This window comes from Haliscomenobacter sp. (assembly GCF_041740695.1).
Taxonomy (GTDB): Bacteria; Bacteroidota; Bacteroidia; order Chitinophagales; family Saprospiraceae; genus Haliscomenobacter.
Genome location: NZ_JBGSLK010000058.1, coordinates 44923 through 62350 on the forward strand (window position 1 = coordinate 44923; position 17428 = coordinate 62350).

Consider the following 17428-nt stretch of genomic DNA (forward strand, 5'->3'; position numbering starts at 1 on the left):
AAGGTAGGAAAAATTTATGATTGGGGGGGAATTTTCAGGTTGGTTATAAGATGCTATCTGGCAGGAAAAGCAGTTGAGCGTATTTGCTCGATTGTTCGGGGTTTGTTCTGCCAAATGCCAAAAAGTGCTTTTGGGTCTAATTTTTTATTTCCTTTGGTGATGAAGGGTTTTAGGGGTTGCAGGTGATTCTTTGATTTTTATACTTTTAATATTCAATGATTTGAGCAGTTGAAGCAGTTGCTCAACTTCTTGAATGTCTGAAGTTTCGATGGTGACGATCATGCTGAATCTTTTGTGTAAATTAGAGTGATTTCATTGGCTTGTCAAAATATGTTTTGGGGTTGGTTGCTCTTGCCTTTCATAAGTCTCTTTTATTTAATCTGGTGCATATTTAACAATCATTTTATCAAACCTTTTAGCAATTAGATCTTCTTTCATAATAAAGAATTCGACTCTTCCCATATCTCCCCAAACCATTCCTATTTCATAATTAGTCGGAATACTTAAAAGACAAATCAGTTCCTGGTATTTCTCTTCGTGATATTTTTTATCTCTATCGAATTGGATGATTTTATCTTTCCATTCCTCCCATGACAATTTCCCCAACTGGAAACATTCTTCCTTTGACTTAATCAAATCTTCAACTTTACAAACTCCGCTATTCCTACCAAAAAAATCGACCTTATAATTATTCTTATAATCAAACAAGATATTTGTCTCAAGTTCCCCAAACCCCATGATTTTCAGGTAAACAGGGTCTTTGTAGCTCCAAGATTCCGAAATCAAAAAAAGGTCATTGTAATTATTTTTTTCATTAGATCTTTCAAATTTTCCTGATTTGGTTTGTGTGAAATCTGTATCTCCAAGGAAGGGAGTATTGCTAGATACCTCTTTTTTCTCTAAATCATCTGGCGGTTCTGGGTAAAAAATGCATTCATATTCGTTCTGAGAAATTGCCCCTATAAACAAACTTAGAATTCCTTTCTTGGGTATAATTTCCGATTCAACATTTAATTCTTCGAAATTTAATTGAGCAACAAATTCGAAGAAGCCTCTTTCATTTGTAGGATATTCTTCTTCCCTTCTCAGATGAGGAAGCCCGCCAATTTTTGATTGACCTATCTGTACTTCTTCGTTTAATATTTGAAAGTGAATTGATTCCATTTTTTCTTTTGCTTATTAAATTTTCCCCCCCCTCACGGCGCCTTCACCACCTTATGCACCATCTTCTGCCGATCCACCTCCAGCACACAGATGTACAGCCCCGTCTTCGCGCTAGCCTCCGGCACCCATACCGCCTCATAATCCCCTGCACTTTTCCGCTCCTCATCCACCAGGGTAACCATTTCCTGCCCAAGCGCATTGTAAATCCGCAAGGAAAGTGTACCCGGTGCCCCAATCGAATAGCGAATGTGCAATTGCTGGTTGAATGGATTGGGAAAAACCTCCCGGATGCCAAAATCTTCACGCACCACCCGAGTTTTGGTGCTCAGCGGAGCAAAGGAACTCGGCAAACTTTCAATCGAATTACCACTTACCGCTGTAACCGCGTACCAATATTGCTGGCCATCGATGATGCTGCGATCCTGGTATTGGGTGCTACCCGTTACGGCCAATAAGTTTTTAGGATCCTGGATGGCGTCCAACCAAAAAGGTTCTTTGGCCGCGTGTACCCGATAGATGGCGTACATACGCGCCTTGGCTTGCCGTCCGTTGGCTTCGGGAGCGCTCCAACTCAGGTTGATCGAGTTGGTGGCGGGTACCAGGTGCAGGTTTTTGGCTACGCTGGGAGCTTCCAGCGGTTTCCAGGACATGATCGGGGTCAGGGCGGGATTGCTGTAAATGCGGTTGCACAAGGAATCCGCCAAGCCCTGGGAGTTGAGCCGAGAAAGGTTGGCTGCCCGGAACATGATCACTCCGGGGATGTTTTTTTGTCGCGTAAAATAAATCTGGTTGGGAATTTCGGAAGGAGGGTACAAGGCTGCCGTGCCCGCTGTGCTGGGATCGGCGCGGTAAATGGCGATGCCGGGGTAGAGGTGTCGCCCATTCATTTGGGTTTTCCACCAGTTGGCCAGTTTTTCAAAGTCCTGATTGCCGCCAAAACGCCAGTACAATTGGGGCGCCAGGTAGTCGATCCATTGTTTTTCCAGCCATACCACCGCGTTGCCGTAGGTCACGTCCGCGCCAGAAAGGCCAGAAATTCCCGGTGGCACGCCGCTGCGCCAAATGCCAAAGGGGCTCACGCCGTATTTGACCAGGGGCTTGAGGGCATAAGTGGCCGCGCCCAGTTCTTGCACGAAGCGATTGATGTTGTCTTCGCGCCAGGCATTGAGGGTCAGGCCGTTGCCATATTTAGCAAAACTGGCGGTATCCTGGCTGCCAATGCCTTCGTAGGGATAAAAATAATCGTCGTAATGCAGGCCATCCACGTCGTAACGTTTGACGATATCGGTGGCCACATCGATGATGTATTGGCGGGCTGCGGGGATGCCAGGATCGAGCAGGAGGATGTTTCGGATGTTCATCATCCATTCGGGGTGGCGAATGGATACGTGCAGGGAGTCTTTGGGGTAAGTGGAATTGGTGCTGCGAATGACCCGGAAAGGGTTGAACCAGGCGTGCAACTCCATGCCGCGTTTGTGGGCTTCCTGGATGGCAAATTGGAGGGGGTCCCAAAAAGGATTGGGGCTTTGGCCTTGTTTGCCGGTGAGGTAATAAGACCAAGGTTCGAGTGCAGACTGGTAAAAAGCGTCACTTTCAGAGCGCAATTGAAAAAAAACGGCATTGACTCCCGCCTTTTTCAAGTCGTCGAAAATGCGCAGCAGTTCGGTCTGTTGCTGCTGTGGCGAAGCACCCCGGGTGGGCCAATCCAGGTTGATCACCGTAGAAATCCAGGCGCCGCGAAATTCGTACTTGGGTGCAGCCACGGGCTGCGCCAAACCCCAGAGGGCAAAACACAAACAAACAGGGAGGAGGACGCAACGGATGGTCATTTGGTGTTTATTTGAATATAATACCCCCGAATTTAGGATAAAGCTTGCAAATAAACGCGGTAGTAGTGGGGCAAAAATAAATATTCATTTTTCCTGAGTCAAAGGATTAGATAAGACACTTAAAATGAACCGTTTACTTATCTAATCCTTTGACAAAATGAAATACTTATTTTTTTATTGCCCTGCAATTTCAATTTTCCATCGTCAACATTTTAATAGTGGTTTTTTCCAAGGCGCTCAAGGTTTGGTCCCGAACCTGAATTAAGCTACTGCGAATCAAACAAGTAGCTTCATTCGGACAATCTTGGCAAGGCTCGTAAAAACGCAGGGAAGCACAAGGCAAAAGGGCAATGGCGCCATCAAAAAGTCGGTAAATGTCGGCCAAGTTGATGTCGTCTGCGTCCTTCAATAGGTAGTAGCCGCCACCGATGCCTTGTTTGCTACTGACCAGTGAAGCCCGTTTGAGATCGATCAAAATCAATTCCAAAAATTTCTTGGGGATGCTGGACTTGGAGGCGACTTCGGCGGTTTTGATCAAAGCTCCCTTTTCCTGTTTGGCGAGATAAATCAGCGCTTTGATGGCATATTTAGCTTTCTGTGAGAGCATTACGATTTCTTTTGGGCAACAACCATGTATTGGTGAATCAGCGAAGTATCGTCGCTGCTGAGCAATTGAAAACCGGCTTGTTCCAGTTCTTCTTCGACCAGGTGTTGTGGTACACGAATAGATTGGGGGGGCAAAAATTCACCTTGGGGCAAACGTTGGCGTTTCACATCCACGATGATGATTCTTCCTCCCGGGGCAATCCCCTTTTTCAGGTTTTTGAGGTATGCTACCCGATCGCCCAGGTATAAATAGGTGTTCACCAAGAGTACCACGTCCGCCTCGTTATCGCTCAGATGTGCATCATCGGGGTCGGCTAAACGGGTTTCCAACTTGTTTTGATCGGCATCGGATAATTCAACCGTGCGGATACTATCGATGACGTTGATCAGGTTTTGATTGATGTCGATGGCAATGACTTTTTTGGCCATGGGGGTCAGGCGAAAAGCAAAAAAGCCCGTGCCTGCTCCAATATCGGCTACCACCTTATTTTGGATGTCACCCATTCGGTCCAGCACCAATTCCGGCTTTTGCCAAATCATTCGATTGGTATTGCTGTAGTCATCGCTCATCCCGGGTTGGCCATCGGAATCAATCTGGTTGGGGTCTTCCGTGTATTCTCTGGTGGGGTCTGGGCCGGAGTTCCAACATCCGGCCAATGACAAACACAGTAAGGCAATGGCAAAAAGGACAGGGTATTTTTTCATATCATTAAAAAGCAGTTAGAAACAAGTCCAAAGTTACGAATTCAGTTGATTTGAGCACTAGCCCTCCAACAGCATTTACAATGAAATGAAAAAATTAGTTCTATATTGCCTGACTAAATAACTTTCCGCCGGGTTGTTTTTGCCAATAGCGGGCATCGAAGGCCAAACAAATGTTGCGCAGAAAGGGTCTGCCGCGTTCGGTCACCTTCAAATGCTGGCCATTTACCTCAATCAATCCATCTGCTTCCAGTTCCTCCAGACGAGCTGGAATGTCTTCAAAAGTTTCACATTGCAGCGCAGGATCGCTCCAGTCCGTTTCATAACGGCACATGAGGTTCAGAATATGGGTGCGGATGATCTGGTCTTCTTCCGACAACAAATGCCCTTTGCTGATCGGGAACCGCCCCGCTTCAACGGCTTTTTGATAATCTTCGATGACCTTCTCATTTTGCATAAATCCATCCCAACTGTCACTGATGGAGGATGCACCCAAGGCGATGCTTAGGCGGGTATAATGGGGAGTGTAACCCATGAAATTGCGGTGCAGGGTGCCCCGCTGCATGGATTTAGACAATTGATCGTTGGGCAGCGCAAAGTGATCCATGCCAATTTCCAGGTAGCCCATTTCTTCCAACAGGTCACGGCCCAGCTCGTACAATGCCCTTTTGGCTTCACCCAAGGGCAGGTCTGCTTCCGAATAAGCGCGTTGGCTGGGTTTGATCCAGGGCACGTGGGCATAACTGTAAAAGGCGATGCGGTCGGGGCGCAGGGTTTCCAGTTTGCGCATGGTCGTCCGAACGTGCTCGGGCGTTTGTAGGGGCAAGCCATATATCAGGTCGTAATTGACGCTGGTGTAGCCGATTTCGCGGGCCCATTGGGTAACCTGTTGTACCTCCAGCTCGGTTTGTTGGCGATTGATGATTTCCAGGATTTCGGGTGCAAAATCCTGTACGCCTACACTGATGCGGCGGAAGCCCAGGTTGTATAGCGTTACCAAGTGTTCGCGGGTGGTGCTGAAAGGATGGGCTTCAAAGCCAAAATCTACCTCTGGAGCAATGTCTGCGTGTTCAAAAATTCCTCTAATGAGCGCGTCTAACTGATCAGGATGAAAAAAAGTAGGCGTTCCGCCACCCAGGTGCAATTCTTTGATGAGGGGTCTGCCGGGTAAATTTTTGATGTACAAGGCCCATTCTTTCAGAATAGTGGCCACATAGGGTTCTTCTACCCCATGGTTTTTGGTGATGCGTTTGTTGCAGCCGCAATAGGTGCAGAGTTTTTCACAATAGGGCAGGTGGATGTACAAACTGATGCCCCCGTCTTGGGCAAAAGCCGTGCGGATGTGTTGAATCCACTGTTTTTCAAGGATGGGTTTTTCCTCCCAATAAGGTACGGTAGGGTAACTGGTGTAGCGAGGAACGGGTGTGTTGTACTTTTGTAACAATAGGGAATTTGACATGGCGATCGGGCATTTTTGTGAGCCAGCTAATGTGTAATTTGCCAACAAATGTAGAATTGGCTGATTTTACAGGAAATGACCATCGTCAGTGCAGAGGGTGAAGATTGTCACCTATTTGGAGTACACCTACAACAGATTAAAAAAAGGCTAATTACTTTTCGAGTTTAAAAAAATATTAATCTTGCAGTCAGAACTAAATTTAATAACCACCTAATTCACAAATTTCATGGAAAACACTGAAATCCTGGACGAGTTTCAAAACCCTAGCTCCAACGAAGAAAGCACTTTGCATATCCATAAAGATATGTATGGGTATCTAAACACTGCCGCCAGATGGGGGAATATTTTGGCGATTATTGGCTTTGTTCTGACTGGAATTGGTGCCTTATTCGGCTTGTTGGGTTTGGTCGCAATCGGGGCAGCGGCCAGTTCCGCTGAATTGGCAATGCTTAAAGGTCTTCCTACCTTGATGTGGGTTGCGCTCTTGGCCTATTTTGCCATTCTGGGTTTGTATATCCTGCCCTTGCTTTATTTGAGCCGCTTTGCGTCCAATTTGAAAACGGCATTGTATGCAGACAATCAGGATAACTTGGCCATTTCTTTTGAAAACCTAGGCAAGCTGTTCAAGTTTTTGGGCATCCTGACTTTGGTTGTCATTGGTGTGCACATTATTTTGTATGGGGTTATGATGTCCATTACTTTGTCCGCAGTTAATTCTTTACAAAATTTCTAACAACACGTCTTCCTACTTCCTGATTTAGTGCTTGGCCCTAGATCAGGAAGTATTTACAACTTCATCTTATTCAAGCGGTCCAATTCTCGCTTGTTGTCTTTTTCCCGAATGGAATCCCGTTTGTCATAGGTTTTTTTACCCTGTGCCAGGGCAATTTCCACTTTTACAAAACCTCTTTCGCTCAAATACACGCGGTAAGGCACAATGGTGAAGCCTTTTTCACTGGATTTGCGTTCCAGTTTGCGCAATTCGGCGCGGCGCAGGAGCAGTTTGCGCAAGCGACGGGGGATGTGGTTGGAATAAGTGCCGTTTTCGTACTCGGCAATGTATAAATTGTGGATGTACAACTCTCCTTTATCAAACACGCAGTAGGCATCACTCAGGTTGAGGTGCCCGGCCCGATAGGATTTGATTTCCGTGCCCATCAAGGCGATGCCCGCCTCGTAGCGGCTGTCAAAATGGTATTCAAAGGTTGCCCGGCGATTCACAATTTCCGGAGCGGCTTTCTTTTTCATTGTTCTCCAAACTTTTGGGTCAGCGATGCATTCAGCATAGTTCTGAATGCATCGCTGGCTGCAAATATAACCTATCAGGTGCTGGAAAGTTCCATTTTCCTGGATTATTGTTTGATTTGCGGCGGTTGCTGCTGGGTTATTTTGGGCTTAATTGGTTGCTGGCGAAACTTGGTCACATCCCGGTCCAGCGCCTCACGAGCAGATGCGCCGCTCGGTTTTTGCTCTGGCCCTTTTAGTTTGTCATCCAGGAATTGGGTCATTTTGGTGTACAAATGAAAGCGGGTATTGCCCCCATAAATGCCGTGGTTGCGGTTGGGATAAAAATAGGTGTCGTACTGTTTGTCCGCATCCACGAGGGCGTTGACCAGTTCGGCGGTGTGTTGAAAGTGGACATTGTCGTCGCCCATGCCGTGTACGAGGAGGTATTCACCATTCAATTGATCCACAAAGTTGATCGGTGAGTTGTCTTGATAACCACTAGGGTTTTCTTGCACGGTGCGCATGTAACGCTCGGTGTAGATGTTGTCGTACCATTTCCAGTTGCTCACTGGTGCCACCGCGATGGCGGCTTTGAAGGTACCTGCACCTTTGAACAAACAGAGCGAGGACATATAACCTCCGTAGCTCCAGCCAAAGATGCCAATCCGCGCCTGATCCACGTAGCGCAAATTGCCCAGGTATTTGGCGGCTTCGATTTGGTCTTCGGTTTCGTATTTGCCCAATTGCAGGTAGGTCATTTTTTTGAACTCTTCGCCGCGCCCCCCCGTGCCGCGGTTGTCGACACAAGCGACGATGTAGCCTTTTTGGGCCAGCATCTGGAACCACCAATAATTCTGCCCACGCCAACTGTCCTTCACCTCCTGGCTGCCGGGGCCGCCGTAGAGGAACATGAAGACGGGATGTTTTTTGGTGGGGTCAAAATTGGCGGGTTTGATCATCCAGCCATTGAGGTCTACTCCTGCGCGGGATTTGAAGGCAAAAAACTCCACGGGTTGTACATTGTATTCCTTTTGCAGGTTTTTGACAAAAATATTGTCTTCGATGACCCGAACTTTGCTGCCTTTTTGATCAAAAACGGTATAAGTACTCGGCGCATTGGCCGTAGAATGATCGATCACATAGTAAGAAAAAGTGGGGCTGAATTGGGCGTTGGCCCAGCCCTTCTCAGCAAACAGTGCCATTTTGTTTTTGCCGTCCAGCCCAATTTGGTATACCTGCCGCTCCAGTGCTGAATTTTCAGCTGCCTGGTAATACAGGGTTCCCGTTTTTTCATCCACCCCATAATAATTGCTCACTTCCCACTTTCCAGTGGTGATTTGGCGCAACATATTGCCACTCAGATCGTAGAGGTAAAGGTGGTTCCAGCCGTCCATTTCGCTGGTCCAGATGAAGTGTTTGCCATCCTGCAAAAAGCTGAGGTTGTCGTGGATGTCCACGTAGTATTTGCTGTCTTCTTGCAGGATGAGCTGGGTTTTGCCCGTGGTCGCGTCAGCCAATACCAAATCCAGTTGGTTTTGGTGGCGGTTCAGCAGAAAGATGCTGAGTTTGCTGGGGTCGTTGGTCCATTTGATGCGGGGAATGTATTCGGCAGCAGGGTCGGTTTCGGTTTTTACGGTCCGGCCCGAGCTCAGGTTGTAGATGTGGATGCCAACTTTGGAGTTTTTCTCCCCAACTTTAGGGTACTTAAAAGTCACGTAATCGGGATACATGCCCGCTTCGAAATTGGTCAGCGTAAATTGGGGCACCGCCTGCTCGTCGAAGCGAAAAAAAGCAATGCTGCTGCCATCGGGCGACCAGGCAAAACCTTTGTCCATCGAAAATTCTTCCTCGTATACCCAGTCCGTAGCACCATTGATGATGGCATTGAGCGCACCATCGTTGGTGATTTGGGTGGTTTTGCCAGAAGTCAAGTCCTTGTAATACAGGTTGTTTTTGTACACAAAAGCGACTTTGTCCGCTTTTGGAGAAAAACTCGCGTACATCACTTTGCCTTCGGCAAACAAAGGAGTCAATTGTTTCTGGCTCCGGTCGTACACATAAAAGGTGGCCCGACTGGAATGCCGATAAATCGGTTCAATGCCCGAAGCCAGCAGGATTTTGCTTTCATCGGCGCTGAACTGGTATTCTTCAATTTGTACATTATTGCTCAGGGTCGCCGGGTCGAGGATGGTAGCCGTAGCAGCTCCGGTAGTCAGGTCGGATTGGACAATTTTGTTGCGGTCGAGTTTGGTGTAATGGCGACCGTCATTTTGAAACGTAAAACCTGGCACAGTACGAGGAGAAAAGGTGTACTTTTTCCAAACATCTTCCAGGGTAATGGCCTTTTGAGCCTGTAGTGTGAGTATGGACAAACAGCTCAGGGTGACAAAAAGTAAACGCATGAACATTTTTTTTGTGTTTTGTTGTAATAAACGCTAATCCCGTAGAACTAACCCAATAGTTTATTCAAACGCTCCTGGATTTGATGAAATTGCTGCTTTTTCTGGACAATTGAGGGTTCTGCCGCGCGTTCGACACAATTTTCGATGGGACAACGCTCACAAGTGGTGTGTACTTCGCGAGCAGGAATGGCCGGGTCGTTCAAAAATTGCACTTTTGAGCGCAATTCATCATCGATCAGCAGACCGATGGTCACACTCACATTTTTGTTCGGAGAGGGATAGGATGGGCGTGCAACGGTAATGCACAGGTATTTGTCTGCCGTGTTGAGGTAGTGGGAAATCTGGGGCCGGATCAACAACTCACTTGGATTGCCAGCTGATTTGAGCTGCGCCAGTTCTTGCAAGAGTGCAATGGATACCCAACGCCGGCAATAGTGCTCATAAATGCCATTGCCATGCGGATGGTGCTTGTGGTTGAGGTGTAACTCTTTGTCTACGTCGAAGCTATTTTGAATGGGGTCGTGTACAAAACGCAGGAAAAACAACTTGCGGATGCCAAAAAAGCCTGGCAAAATGTTGGTCAGGCGGTGGTAAAACATCTCTGGCGTAGCATCGTACTTGCGCATGATGTCCTGGAATGCTTCACCATCCCAGGTTTTGCGTTGGAAAAACAACTCCAGATCCTGCACAATTGCCTTGAGTGGCAGGTGGAGGGCTACGGAAAAATAAATGGCCTGCGAATGGTTCAAAACCTCCTCGAAGGTGCGTCCCCGCAAAATGGAAGAAGTATAGGCGCGCTCCTTGATGTTGAGAAATTGAAAGCCCAATTCTTTGCCGTATTCAAAGGCTCGTTGAATGGGTGAAAGTTTGCTACTCAAGAGCAATTCCTTGCGCTTGGGGATGAACAGGGAGCGCAAATGCTGCAACTCGGGATAACGGTCCAGGCCGTTTTCATGCACGATGTAGTCGTATTTTTCTTCCAGGATATTGCGCAATTGTTCGCCAGCCAAAGGGCGTTTAACCGAGATTTGGAACTCCACATTGAATTGATCGGCCGCTTTTTCGAGGCCATCAAAGTAGTTGTTGTTCAGTTCCAAATAAGAGCGGAGGGCACTGAAATAAAAATGCTCCTGCCGCAAGGCGTAATTGCGCGACAGTTCCAATAAGGTGGAAATAAACGCACCAACCCGCGAGGGGGCCCCGGCGATGATTTCGACTACCTTGGCCAGGTCGATGCCAAAACGCTCCAAAGGCAGTTCGTTGAGAAAATTGGATTGCAGCAAGTCGTGCACAGGTGCTAAACTTTCATCCATCTCCAGGGAAGTCAAATCCAGGGGCGCCACGTTTAAGGCTTTGGCCAGGGTTTGAATTTTTTCCCCTTTGGGGTATTTTTTCCCCTTTTCAATTTCGTTGAGGTATGACACCGACATCCCTGCCTTTTCCGATAAATCTGCGAAAGATAGGTTCAATTGCTGTCGAAGTTGTTTTACCTTCAAGCCGAAAAGAATCCGTTCATTTTGTGCTTTTGTACTCATACCGGGTTAAAAATAGTTTTTTCCAGCGAATATTCGCAATATGAATTATCAGGAACGAGAGAATCACTTTCGGCAAGTGGCCGATCAGTTGAAAAAACGCTACAATTTGCTCTCCTTGGGGCGCTTGTTGTACTTCGTGGTGGCAGTGGCTTTGATCATTTTTTTAGCCCAGCAGCACTGGAGTTTGGCCCTGGGTTGGGCGATTCTGGCCATTGCGTTTTTTTTGTGGCTGATCCTGCGGCACCGCAAGGTGCAGGAAGCCGAGCAACACCATCGTCGACTGGCTGAAGTCAATCGGCAAGAACAGGCCGCCCTGGATTACCATTTTACAGAATTCCCCAGTGGTGAACAATACGTTGATCCACTGCATCCGTATTCCGGCGACCTCGATTTGTTCGGTCCGTATTCGATTTTCCAGTTTTGCAACCGGACGGTCACTGCAGCGGGCAGCAATCAATTGGCGGAGTGGCTACAGGTGGCGGCAACACCCGAGGTGGTACGTGCCCGCCAGCAAGCAGTGCAGGAATTGGGTCCTCAGTTGGACTGGCGGCAACATTTTCGGGCCCACGGTCTGGCACAACCCGATGAGCAAGCCTACCAACTGGCTTTGCAAAAATGGATGGACGAGCCTTTTTTTGTGTACGGCAAAAAATGGATGCGCTGGGCACTGTGGCTATTGCCCATCTGGGGGATCGCGGCCTTGATCGTCATTGTACCCAATTATCCGCTGATCCTGGTTTTGCTTGCGGTATTGCCTGCGGCCCTTTTGCTCCGCCAAACGCTCCAGCAAGTCAATCGTACTCTGGAATACACCGCTAAAGCCGAGAGCTGGTTGCTACGCTACGGGATTCTGATTCAACAAATTGAAAAACTAGCGGTTAAAACACCTTTATTACAATACCTACAAGGGCATTTTCGTAATATGGAAGCCCAGTTTGGCGCATCCCAGGCCATCCGTCAATTGTCCTATTTTCTGGCACAACTGAATGTACGCAACAACCCCTTTGCCATTTTCCTCAACCTGATTGGAGTTTGGGATTTACAATGGGTGTATCAATTGGAAAAATGGAAAGCCCAACACCGGGAGGATCTGCCCCATTGGTTTGCAGCCCTGGGCGAAATGGACGCCCTGAGCAGTTTGGCGAACTTGCATTACAACCAGCCAGATTGGGTTTTTCCGGTATTGCATCCAGAGGCGAGTTTGTCGGCCACACAATTGGGCCATCCTTTGATCCCGGGTAATCGCCGCGTTGGCAACGACTTACAGATGCCTACCCATCAACACTTAAAACTACTAACGGGCTCAAACATGGCCGGAAAAAGTACCTGGCTGCGTAGCCTGGGGGTCAATCTGGTGCTTGCCCAAGCAGGAGCGCCCGTGTGTGCACAAGCATTAAATATGCCGCCTTTGTTGGTGTTTACGGGAATGCGCACGCAGGACGACCTCTCGGCCAGTGCCTCTTCTTTTTATGCGGAGTTGCGCCGCTTGCGGGCCATGCTCGATGCGGTAATTGCGCAGCAAGGACAGAGCACCGGGGTGTTTTTCCTGCTAGATGAAATTTTGAAAGGCACCAACTCACGTGATCGCCACCAAGGCTCCCGCGCATTGATGCTGCAATTGTTGCGCCATGGCAGTGCGGGTTTCATTGCCACCCATGACCTGGAACTGACGGCGATGGAAGCAGAAAACCCGGGCTTGATTCAAAATGTGTGTATGGAAGTGGCCATTGAAGAAGATGAATTGTACTTTGATTATACGCTCAAACCCGGCATCAGCCAGAGTTTTAATGCGTCCTTATTGATGCGGCGCATGGGTATTGGAGTGGATTGATTTGAGGGTAAAACATTGGTATATAGGCAATAAAAAAGGGATCCATCTGTAGCTGTAACAAAATCAATGAAGGCGAGTAGCTACATTTGGACCCCTTTGCGAATAATATAAACACTATGTTTACAGTGTTATATTGTTAACAAAATCAAATAAACTTACAGAGTTCTATCATCGTGCATGTGAATTAGCTTGTCTAAAAGCGTAGCCCGGAGGCTACGCTTCGGATTTTGGCAACAGGTATTAAGAGGAACTTATGTGGAAGCATTTTCTTCCCTCTGTGTTTGTTCATACAACAAAGTACGCGTAAAATTCGCCTGGTGTCAGTAACGTTTCACAGTGCAAAAAGACGGGTCAGTTTTTATGTTTCTTTTTAAATTATACTTATTAAATATTTGATTTGCAAAATTTTACATTGTGTACACCATTAAATTAGCTCACATTTTGGACGTTATTTCGACAATTCTTTTTTGACTAGATTTCAGTTTTCGATCGAAAACATGGCCAATCTTCATTTTTTGGGTTGGTCATCGCCCTGTGATTTGGGGCAATGACCAAAATATGCCCTGCGCTGGATCTTGCAAAAGTGCCGTGACCGGCTGATGGTAGGTAGGTAAATTTGTACCTATAACTGCTCTTTTCACAAAACCCAAAATATCAAGCTATGAAAACTTTATTTACCGATGTGGTGACTATTTTGATCTACCATCTATTCAAAAGGTATGATTTGTATGATTCAATTGAATTACAAAGGTGTATCGGGCCTCCCGAAGGAAGAACAAACAGGACAGGAATAGAACTTGATTTAATCCTTTGAACAGTGACGGCTATCTCTCTGTGAGATGGCCGTCCATCCTAGTCCAGGCAATTTGCAACCCATTGCCACAGTATTTCATAAGGGATGATTTCGATTTTAAAATGTTGGTCAGGATGACCTTTGGGGATTTGGGTGACGGTTTTGATCATGTCCACCGTTTTTTTCAAAAACAACTTTTTATTAAAAGCAGTCCCTGCCACCGAACACAACATTCTAATGAACAATTGGGTGCGATAGTATCCGTCTTCTGTATTGAAATGTTTAACCCGGTATTTTCGTAGTGAAGTCAATTTATCGTGTGCTCGATCAAACTCCTTGGCTTGCAGCAAGAACAAAAACTGAGCAATTAGAATGGGAACATTCAGCCCTTTTTTATCCTTGGAGTAGTTGGGCACTTGATTCAAAAATTTGTTCAATCTAAAATTCAAAACTTTTTCGAGCTGAATACCTGAGTTGATCGATTCATTGCGATCAGCTAAAATCAAGTAGGCGGCCAGCAATGTCCAGGACTCTTTGATTGATTCCGGCATTGTGGCAAAATTTCTACTGGAATATATTTTAGTGGCAGTTTCGCAGGCAAATTGGTATTTGGTCGCCTTTAGGGAAACGAGCAATTGATTGTCGAGGTACAAGAACCAATTCCTTGAACCTTCAATTTCCGCTTGAATGACTTCCGAATTTAACCTTAAAGCTTCAGTATATCGATCCAGCATGGTCAGGCAGATGACTTTGTGGACTTTAAAAACAGCCATAATTCGGGGCGAAGTGCATAATTTATCGTTCAAACTGCGAATTGCTTCATCACAAACCGCAATGGCATCATGCCAATGAAACCTCGCCATTTCCCCAATGTACCTGGTGGCATAATACCCACTCACAAAGATGATCGTGTTGCATTTTTCTTTATACAGTGACAATGATTCCACTAAGGCATGCGCCCGCTTCGAGATTTGCAACTGGGTCGATTTAAATTTCACAGCTGGTGCGATGACCGCTTGATAACTCTCCATCGCCTTATTTTCCGCCAGCCAATCCAGTCGCAATCTTTCCACATAAGCCTGATAATAAAGGTACTGCTCGGAATCTGGCACCCGTTCAACGTAGTAACGTTTCAAAAAAGTAGCCATTTCGAGTGCCACCAGTGTAACATCGTTTTGCACAGCCAGTTCGATGATTGATTTAGCGAGAATGCAAGCATTTTCAGGACAGTGACGGTACACCAAGGTTTGGAAAGTAGCGAGTTTGCGCAGGCACTCAAAATTGGCTTTTTGGGTGGTGTTAAAATTTGGGCTGGTCTCAGTGTCCAAAAACAACAAAGGAGCAAACAAGCGCCGCCGGAATTCCAGTAAAAAACGCCGAAAGGGACGGCCTTTGACATCCAATCCCAACAATTGAGCGCCTTCGATTTCATTGCGCACTTGTCCCTCCGCCAAGGCATGGTACATGATTTTGTAGCGGGTTTCTTGCACGCCCGGTCGAAGAGGCCTGGTCAGCACCTCGACTTGGCGCAATTTGTATCCATCGATGACATGGGTAAACTCTTTTAGGTCAGTCATTTTACTGTGCTTTGATTAACAATGGTGTAGGTGGTTTATGCTATAGATTTTATGAACAAGCGCTGCTTAAAGTCTAATCAGGGTATCCATAATTTGCTCAATCTTGATGATTTCTGGCGCAGCCTCGGGGCTGCTGTAATCCAGCGGCAGGTTTTTCAATTGGGTTATACATTCCAGAGCCGCCTGCGCAGGTTTTTGTCCAGCTTCAATGTCCTGAAGGGTTGTGACCAATGTTTCCAAGCGTCGGGATTGTGGCGCACAAGCCCCACTCCATTCCAGATATTGCTGAAACCAATTTGCGACCTGCCCACTTGCCCCACTTTGTATCCATTTTGGCAATTGCAACAACAATAAGGCAGCTTTGGCATCCAAATTCGCACTACTCATTTCTGGTAGATGCAAATTGCGAAAAGGCAGACAATTCGCCATCAGCATACCTTTGACCCGATTGGGGATAGAGAGTATGCCCAGGTCGGCTAAACTCAACAAAACGCTGTTGTACAGTCGCTTTTGTTCCTGAGGCCATTCGGGGTATTTATTCTTTAGGTTTAAGGTCTTGGCCAGGTCTAGCGCTGCTGCATATTTGCTTTGGTGTAAAAGCCAGGTCAGTTTCATCTCTTGCAGCCGGTACCAGTTGAGGTTACCTTCTATTTCATCGGCAATGGCAGCGTTTAATGCCTCCAATGCTTGATCCAGCTGGCCCAGATTGGCCCAACCCAATGCTTTGCTCAGGGAAAAAGCACCGATTTTTGCCGGGCTGGATACACTTTTACGGCTCAACAATTGTGTAGCTTGATTGCTGATTTGTACTACTTTCTCCCATTCCGCCTCCAAAAAAGCAGCTTGCAGTTTCAGAAAGTAAAAATTGAGCACAAAGGCGCTAGTGGTACAGGAATCTGCGTAGGGTTGTAATCTTTGACAAGCTTCTTTGGCGTGCTGGGACAGCGACTGGGCGCTACACGAGGCTTGATTTTGCAAAAACAAAAAGGCACAGTATTCATCGTCCGCGGCCTGTTCCGCCTGGAGGATGTTTTCGTATTGATCGATGAGTTGGCAATATTTTTTGAACCCACTCATGTTTCCATCGTGCAGGGCGCAAAACTGACGAAGTTGCGCGGCAGTTTCGATCACAATTGTGGTGAGTTCGTAGGCGGTAGCCATTTGGAGAATTGACTCGGCAATCTCGCGCAGCGACTTGAAGGCACCTGCCGCCATCAGGGTTTTTAACACCGCAAGCCGTTGCCAACAGAGGTAAGCTACCCGCCGGGGATCATGATGGTCTTCCTGGGTCAAATCCAAAAACAATAAGGTATTCCAAAGCCGTTGACGCGACTGGCTGGGATCATGGCAGGTCGCTTTTGAATGGCCATTCATTCCAGGAGTAGGCGCCATTTGATGGTCAGCATCAGCATACCCATTTTCAAATACACCCTCAACCCAGAATGGAGATTGTTTGATAGAAATGCTATCAAATACTTCGATGTGCTGATCGGCTGAGTAATTTTTTAACAATAAAACTAATTCTCTGAATTCTTCCATGAATCAGAAATTTAAAGAAGCCCGCGAAAAGCACAATTGATAGACAATAGATAAGATCCAAACTTAAATAACTCGTAGCCGATTTTCAAAATTAATATTTATTTGGTATTTACCAAATAATGACTATTTATTTACTAAAAAAAACGGCAGCAACTACATTTTCATGTATTTAGGCTGGTCATTTTTGCACAAAAATGCCTTGCTTTGTTGTAAATTAAGCCTCACATTTGGACAAAAAAACATACTTTATCTTTTAACCGGCAAGCTAGAGAAAATGACCAAACGTACATTAATGCATACCATTGACTATACTCCAAAAATAGTTGATGGAAAAATGGTTCACCCAAAAATTTTGGCGGAAGTGGTGTATGGCTTAATCAGCAGGAACTGCAAAGGGATGGGCATTTGTAAAATCAATGCGGTAAATGCACCAGATTATCCAGCTAGTAGCACTCCCTGTGGCGCAAGTTTAGCCTACCTACAGGTCCTCAATCCTTCGACGATTCGTTTTGAATTTTTAAAACATTCCATCACCCCTGAGCAGTATACGCTGCGTTTTGCCAGTGGGTATTTCTGTCTGGAAGAAGCTTTTTGTTTTTCTGATCAATTTTTGATGGCATTAGGAACGAGTGATGTAACCATTGCTGAAGGAAATTATCTAATTCAAGATGATGCTCAATTTACTACCGTAGACTTTTTTAGTCTGGTTCAGGGCTTTTAAAACAGCTTCTCAGATTTTCGGTTATATTTACGCAACAAGTACC

At 46.4% G+C, this 17428-nt stretch carries 14 protein-coding genes; 3 read left to right on the forward strand and 11 right to left on the reverse strand.

Annotation, left to right across the window (positions count from 1 at the left end):
- Positions 1–144: 144 nt before the first annotated feature.
- The 6 genes from ACEW9O_RS12775 to hemN all read right to left on the reverse strand — a co-directional run bounded on the left by ACEW9O_RS12775 (position 145) and on the right by hemN (position 5760).
- Positions 145–282, reverse strand: a complete 138-nt coding sequence (locus ACEW9O_RS12775) for a hypothetical protein (RefSeq protein WP_373550556.1) — start codon at positions 280–282, stop codon at positions 145–147.
- A 93-nt stretch (positions 283–375) separates the two neighbouring features.
- Entirely contained in the window at positions 376–1164 is a 789-nt protein-coding gene (locus ACEW9O_RS12780) for a DUF1963 domain-containing protein (RefSeq protein ID WP_373550557.1), read from the reverse strand.
- Positions 1165–1196: 32 nt separating this feature from the next.
- Positions 1197–2993: a family 10 glycosylhydrolase gene (locus ACEW9O_RS12785; protein ID WP_373550558.1), complete on the reverse strand. Its 1797-nt coding sequence runs from the start codon at positions 2991–2993 to the stop codon at positions 1197–1199.
- Between the two features lie 190 nt (positions 2994–3183).
- On the reverse strand, positions 3184–3600 hold the full coding sequence (locus ACEW9O_RS12790; RefSeq protein WP_373550559.1) for an Rrf2 family transcriptional regulator: 417 nt from the start codon (positions 3598–3600) through the stop codon (positions 3184–3186).
- Positions 3600–4304 carry a methyltransferase domain-containing protein gene (locus ACEW9O_RS12795; protein WP_373550560.1) on the reverse strand — a complete coding sequence of 235 codons (705 nt, stop codon included), beginning with the start codon at positions 4302–4304 and terminating at the stop codon, positions 3600–3602. The genes ACEW9O_RS12790 and ACEW9O_RS12795 overlap by 1 nt, the downstream gene beginning before the upstream one ends.
- Before the next feature lie 100 nt (positions 4305–4404).
- Positions 4405–5760 (reverse strand): oxygen-independent coproporphyrinogen III oxidase, encoded by a 1356-nt coding sequence (gene hemN / locus ACEW9O_RS12800; RefSeq protein ID WP_373550561.1) that lies wholly within the window; start codon positions 5758–5760, stop codon positions 4405–4407.
- A 226-nt stretch (positions 5761–5986) separates the two neighbouring features.
- On the opposite strand from hemN, the gene ACEW9O_RS12805 reads away from it, so the two are divergent.
- Positions 5987–6493: a hypothetical protein gene (locus ACEW9O_RS12805; RefSeq protein ID WP_373550562.1), complete on the forward strand. Its 507-nt coding sequence runs from the start codon at positions 5987–5989 to the stop codon at positions 6491–6493.
- Between the two features lie 53 nt (positions 6494–6546).
- Here ACEW9O_RS12805 and smpB read toward each other — a convergent pair whose 3' ends face one another.
- The 3 genes from smpB to ACEW9O_RS12820 form a co-directional block, all read right to left on the reverse strand.
- Positions 6547–7008: an SsrA-binding protein SmpB gene (smpB, locus tag ACEW9O_RS12810; protein WP_373550563.1), complete on the reverse strand. Its 462-nt coding sequence runs from the start codon at positions 7006–7008 to the stop codon at positions 6547–6549.
- Positions 7009–7112: 104 nt separating this feature from the next.
- Entirely contained in the window at positions 7113–9389 is a 2277-nt protein-coding gene (locus ACEW9O_RS12815; RefSeq protein ID WP_373550564.1) for a S9 family peptidase, read from the reverse strand.
- 47 nt (positions 9390–9436) lie between these two features.
- Positions 9437–10924, reverse strand: coding sequence for a helix-turn-helix domain-containing protein (locus ACEW9O_RS12820; RefSeq protein ID WP_373550565.1), 1488 nt, complete (start codon positions 10922–10924; stop codon positions 9437–9439).
- A 40-nt stretch (positions 10925–10964) separates the two neighbouring features.
- Between ACEW9O_RS12820 and ACEW9O_RS12825 the strand changes: the two genes are divergently transcribed.
- Positions 10965–12755 carry a hypothetical protein gene (locus ACEW9O_RS12825; protein ID WP_373550566.1) on the forward strand — a complete coding sequence of 597 codons (1791 nt, stop codon included), beginning with the start codon at positions 10965–10967 and terminating at the stop codon, positions 12753–12755.
- Positions 12756–13607: 852 nt separating this feature from the next.
- Here ACEW9O_RS12825 and ACEW9O_RS12830 read toward each other — a convergent pair.
- A complete protein-coding gene (locus tag ACEW9O_RS12830) occupies positions 13608–15125 on the reverse strand; it encodes a hypothetical protein (protein ID WP_373550567.1) in 1518 nt (505 codons plus the stop codon).
- Between the two features lie 66 nt (positions 15126–15191).
- Positions 15192–16664, reverse strand: coding sequence for a hypothetical protein (locus ACEW9O_RS12835; protein WP_373550568.1), 1473 nt, complete (start codon positions 16662–16664; stop codon positions 15192–15194).
- Positions 16665–16827: 163 nt separating this feature from the next.
- Here ACEW9O_RS12835 and ACEW9O_RS12840 point away from each other — a divergent pair, with 163 nt between their 5' ends.
- On the forward strand, positions 16828–17385 hold the full coding sequence (locus ACEW9O_RS12840) for a hypothetical protein (RefSeq protein WP_373550569.1): 558 nt from the start codon (positions 16828–16830) through the stop codon (positions 17383–17385).
- The last annotated feature ends 43 nt before the right edge of the window (positions 17386–17428 follow it).

What these genes read in the sequence shown, in the direction of transcription:
- ACEW9O_RS12775 (WP_373550556.1), bottom strand. Translation starts at nt 282, where the DNA reads ATGATCGTCACCATCGAAACTTCAGACATTCAAGAAGTTGAGCAACTG.
- ACEW9O_RS12780 (WP_373550557.1), bottom strand. Translation starts at nt 1,164, where the DNA reads ATGGAATCAATTCACTTTCAAATATTAAACGAAGAAGTACAGATAGGT.
- ACEW9O_RS12785 (WP_373550558.1), bottom strand. Translation starts at nt 2,993, where the DNA reads ATGACCATCCGTTGCGTCCTCCTCCCTGTTTGTTTGTGTTTTGCCCTC.
- ACEW9O_RS12790 (WP_373550559.1), bottom strand. Translation starts at nt 3,600, where the DNA reads ATGCTCTCACAGAAAGCTAAATATGCCATCAAAGCGCTGATTTATCTC.
- ACEW9O_RS12795 (WP_373550560.1), bottom strand. Translation starts at nt 4,304, where the DNA reads ATGAAAAAATACCCTGTCCTTTTTGCCATTGCCTTACTGTGTTTGTCA.
- hemN (WP_373550561.1), bottom strand. Translation starts at nt 5,760, where the DNA reads ATGTCAAATTCCCTATTGTTACAAAAGTACAACACACCCGTTCCTCGC.
- ACEW9O_RS12805 (WP_373550562.1), top strand. Translation starts at nt 5,987, where the DNA reads ATGGAAAACACTGAAATCCTGGACGAGTTTCAAAACCCTAGCTCCAAC.
- smpB (WP_373550563.1), bottom strand. Translation starts at nt 7,008, where the DNA reads ATGAAAAAGAAAGCCGCTCCGGAAATTGTGAATCGCCGGGCAACCTTT.
- ACEW9O_RS12815 (WP_373550564.1), bottom strand. Translation starts at nt 9,389, where the DNA reads ATGCGTTTACTTTTTGTCACCCTGAGCTGTTTGTCCATACTCACACTA.
- ACEW9O_RS12820 (WP_373550565.1), bottom strand. Translation starts at nt 10,924, where the DNA reads ATGAGTACAAAAGCACAAAATGAACGGATTCTTTTCGGCTTGAAGGTA.
- ACEW9O_RS12825 (WP_373550566.1), top strand. Translation starts at nt 10,965, where the DNA reads ATGAATTATCAGGAACGAGAGAATCACTTTCGGCAAGTGGCCGATCAG.
- ACEW9O_RS12830 (WP_373550567.1), bottom strand. Translation starts at nt 15,125, where the DNA reads ATGACTGACCTAAAAGAGTTTACCCATGTCATCGATGGATACAAATTG.
- ACEW9O_RS12835 (WP_373550568.1), bottom strand. Translation starts at nt 16,664, where the DNA reads ATGGAAGAATTCAGAGAATTAGTTTTATTGTTAAAAAATTACTCAGCC.
- ACEW9O_RS12840 (WP_373550569.1), top strand. Translation starts at nt 16,828, where the DNA reads ATGTATTTAGGCTGGTCATTTTTGCACAAAAATGCCTTGCTTTGTTGT.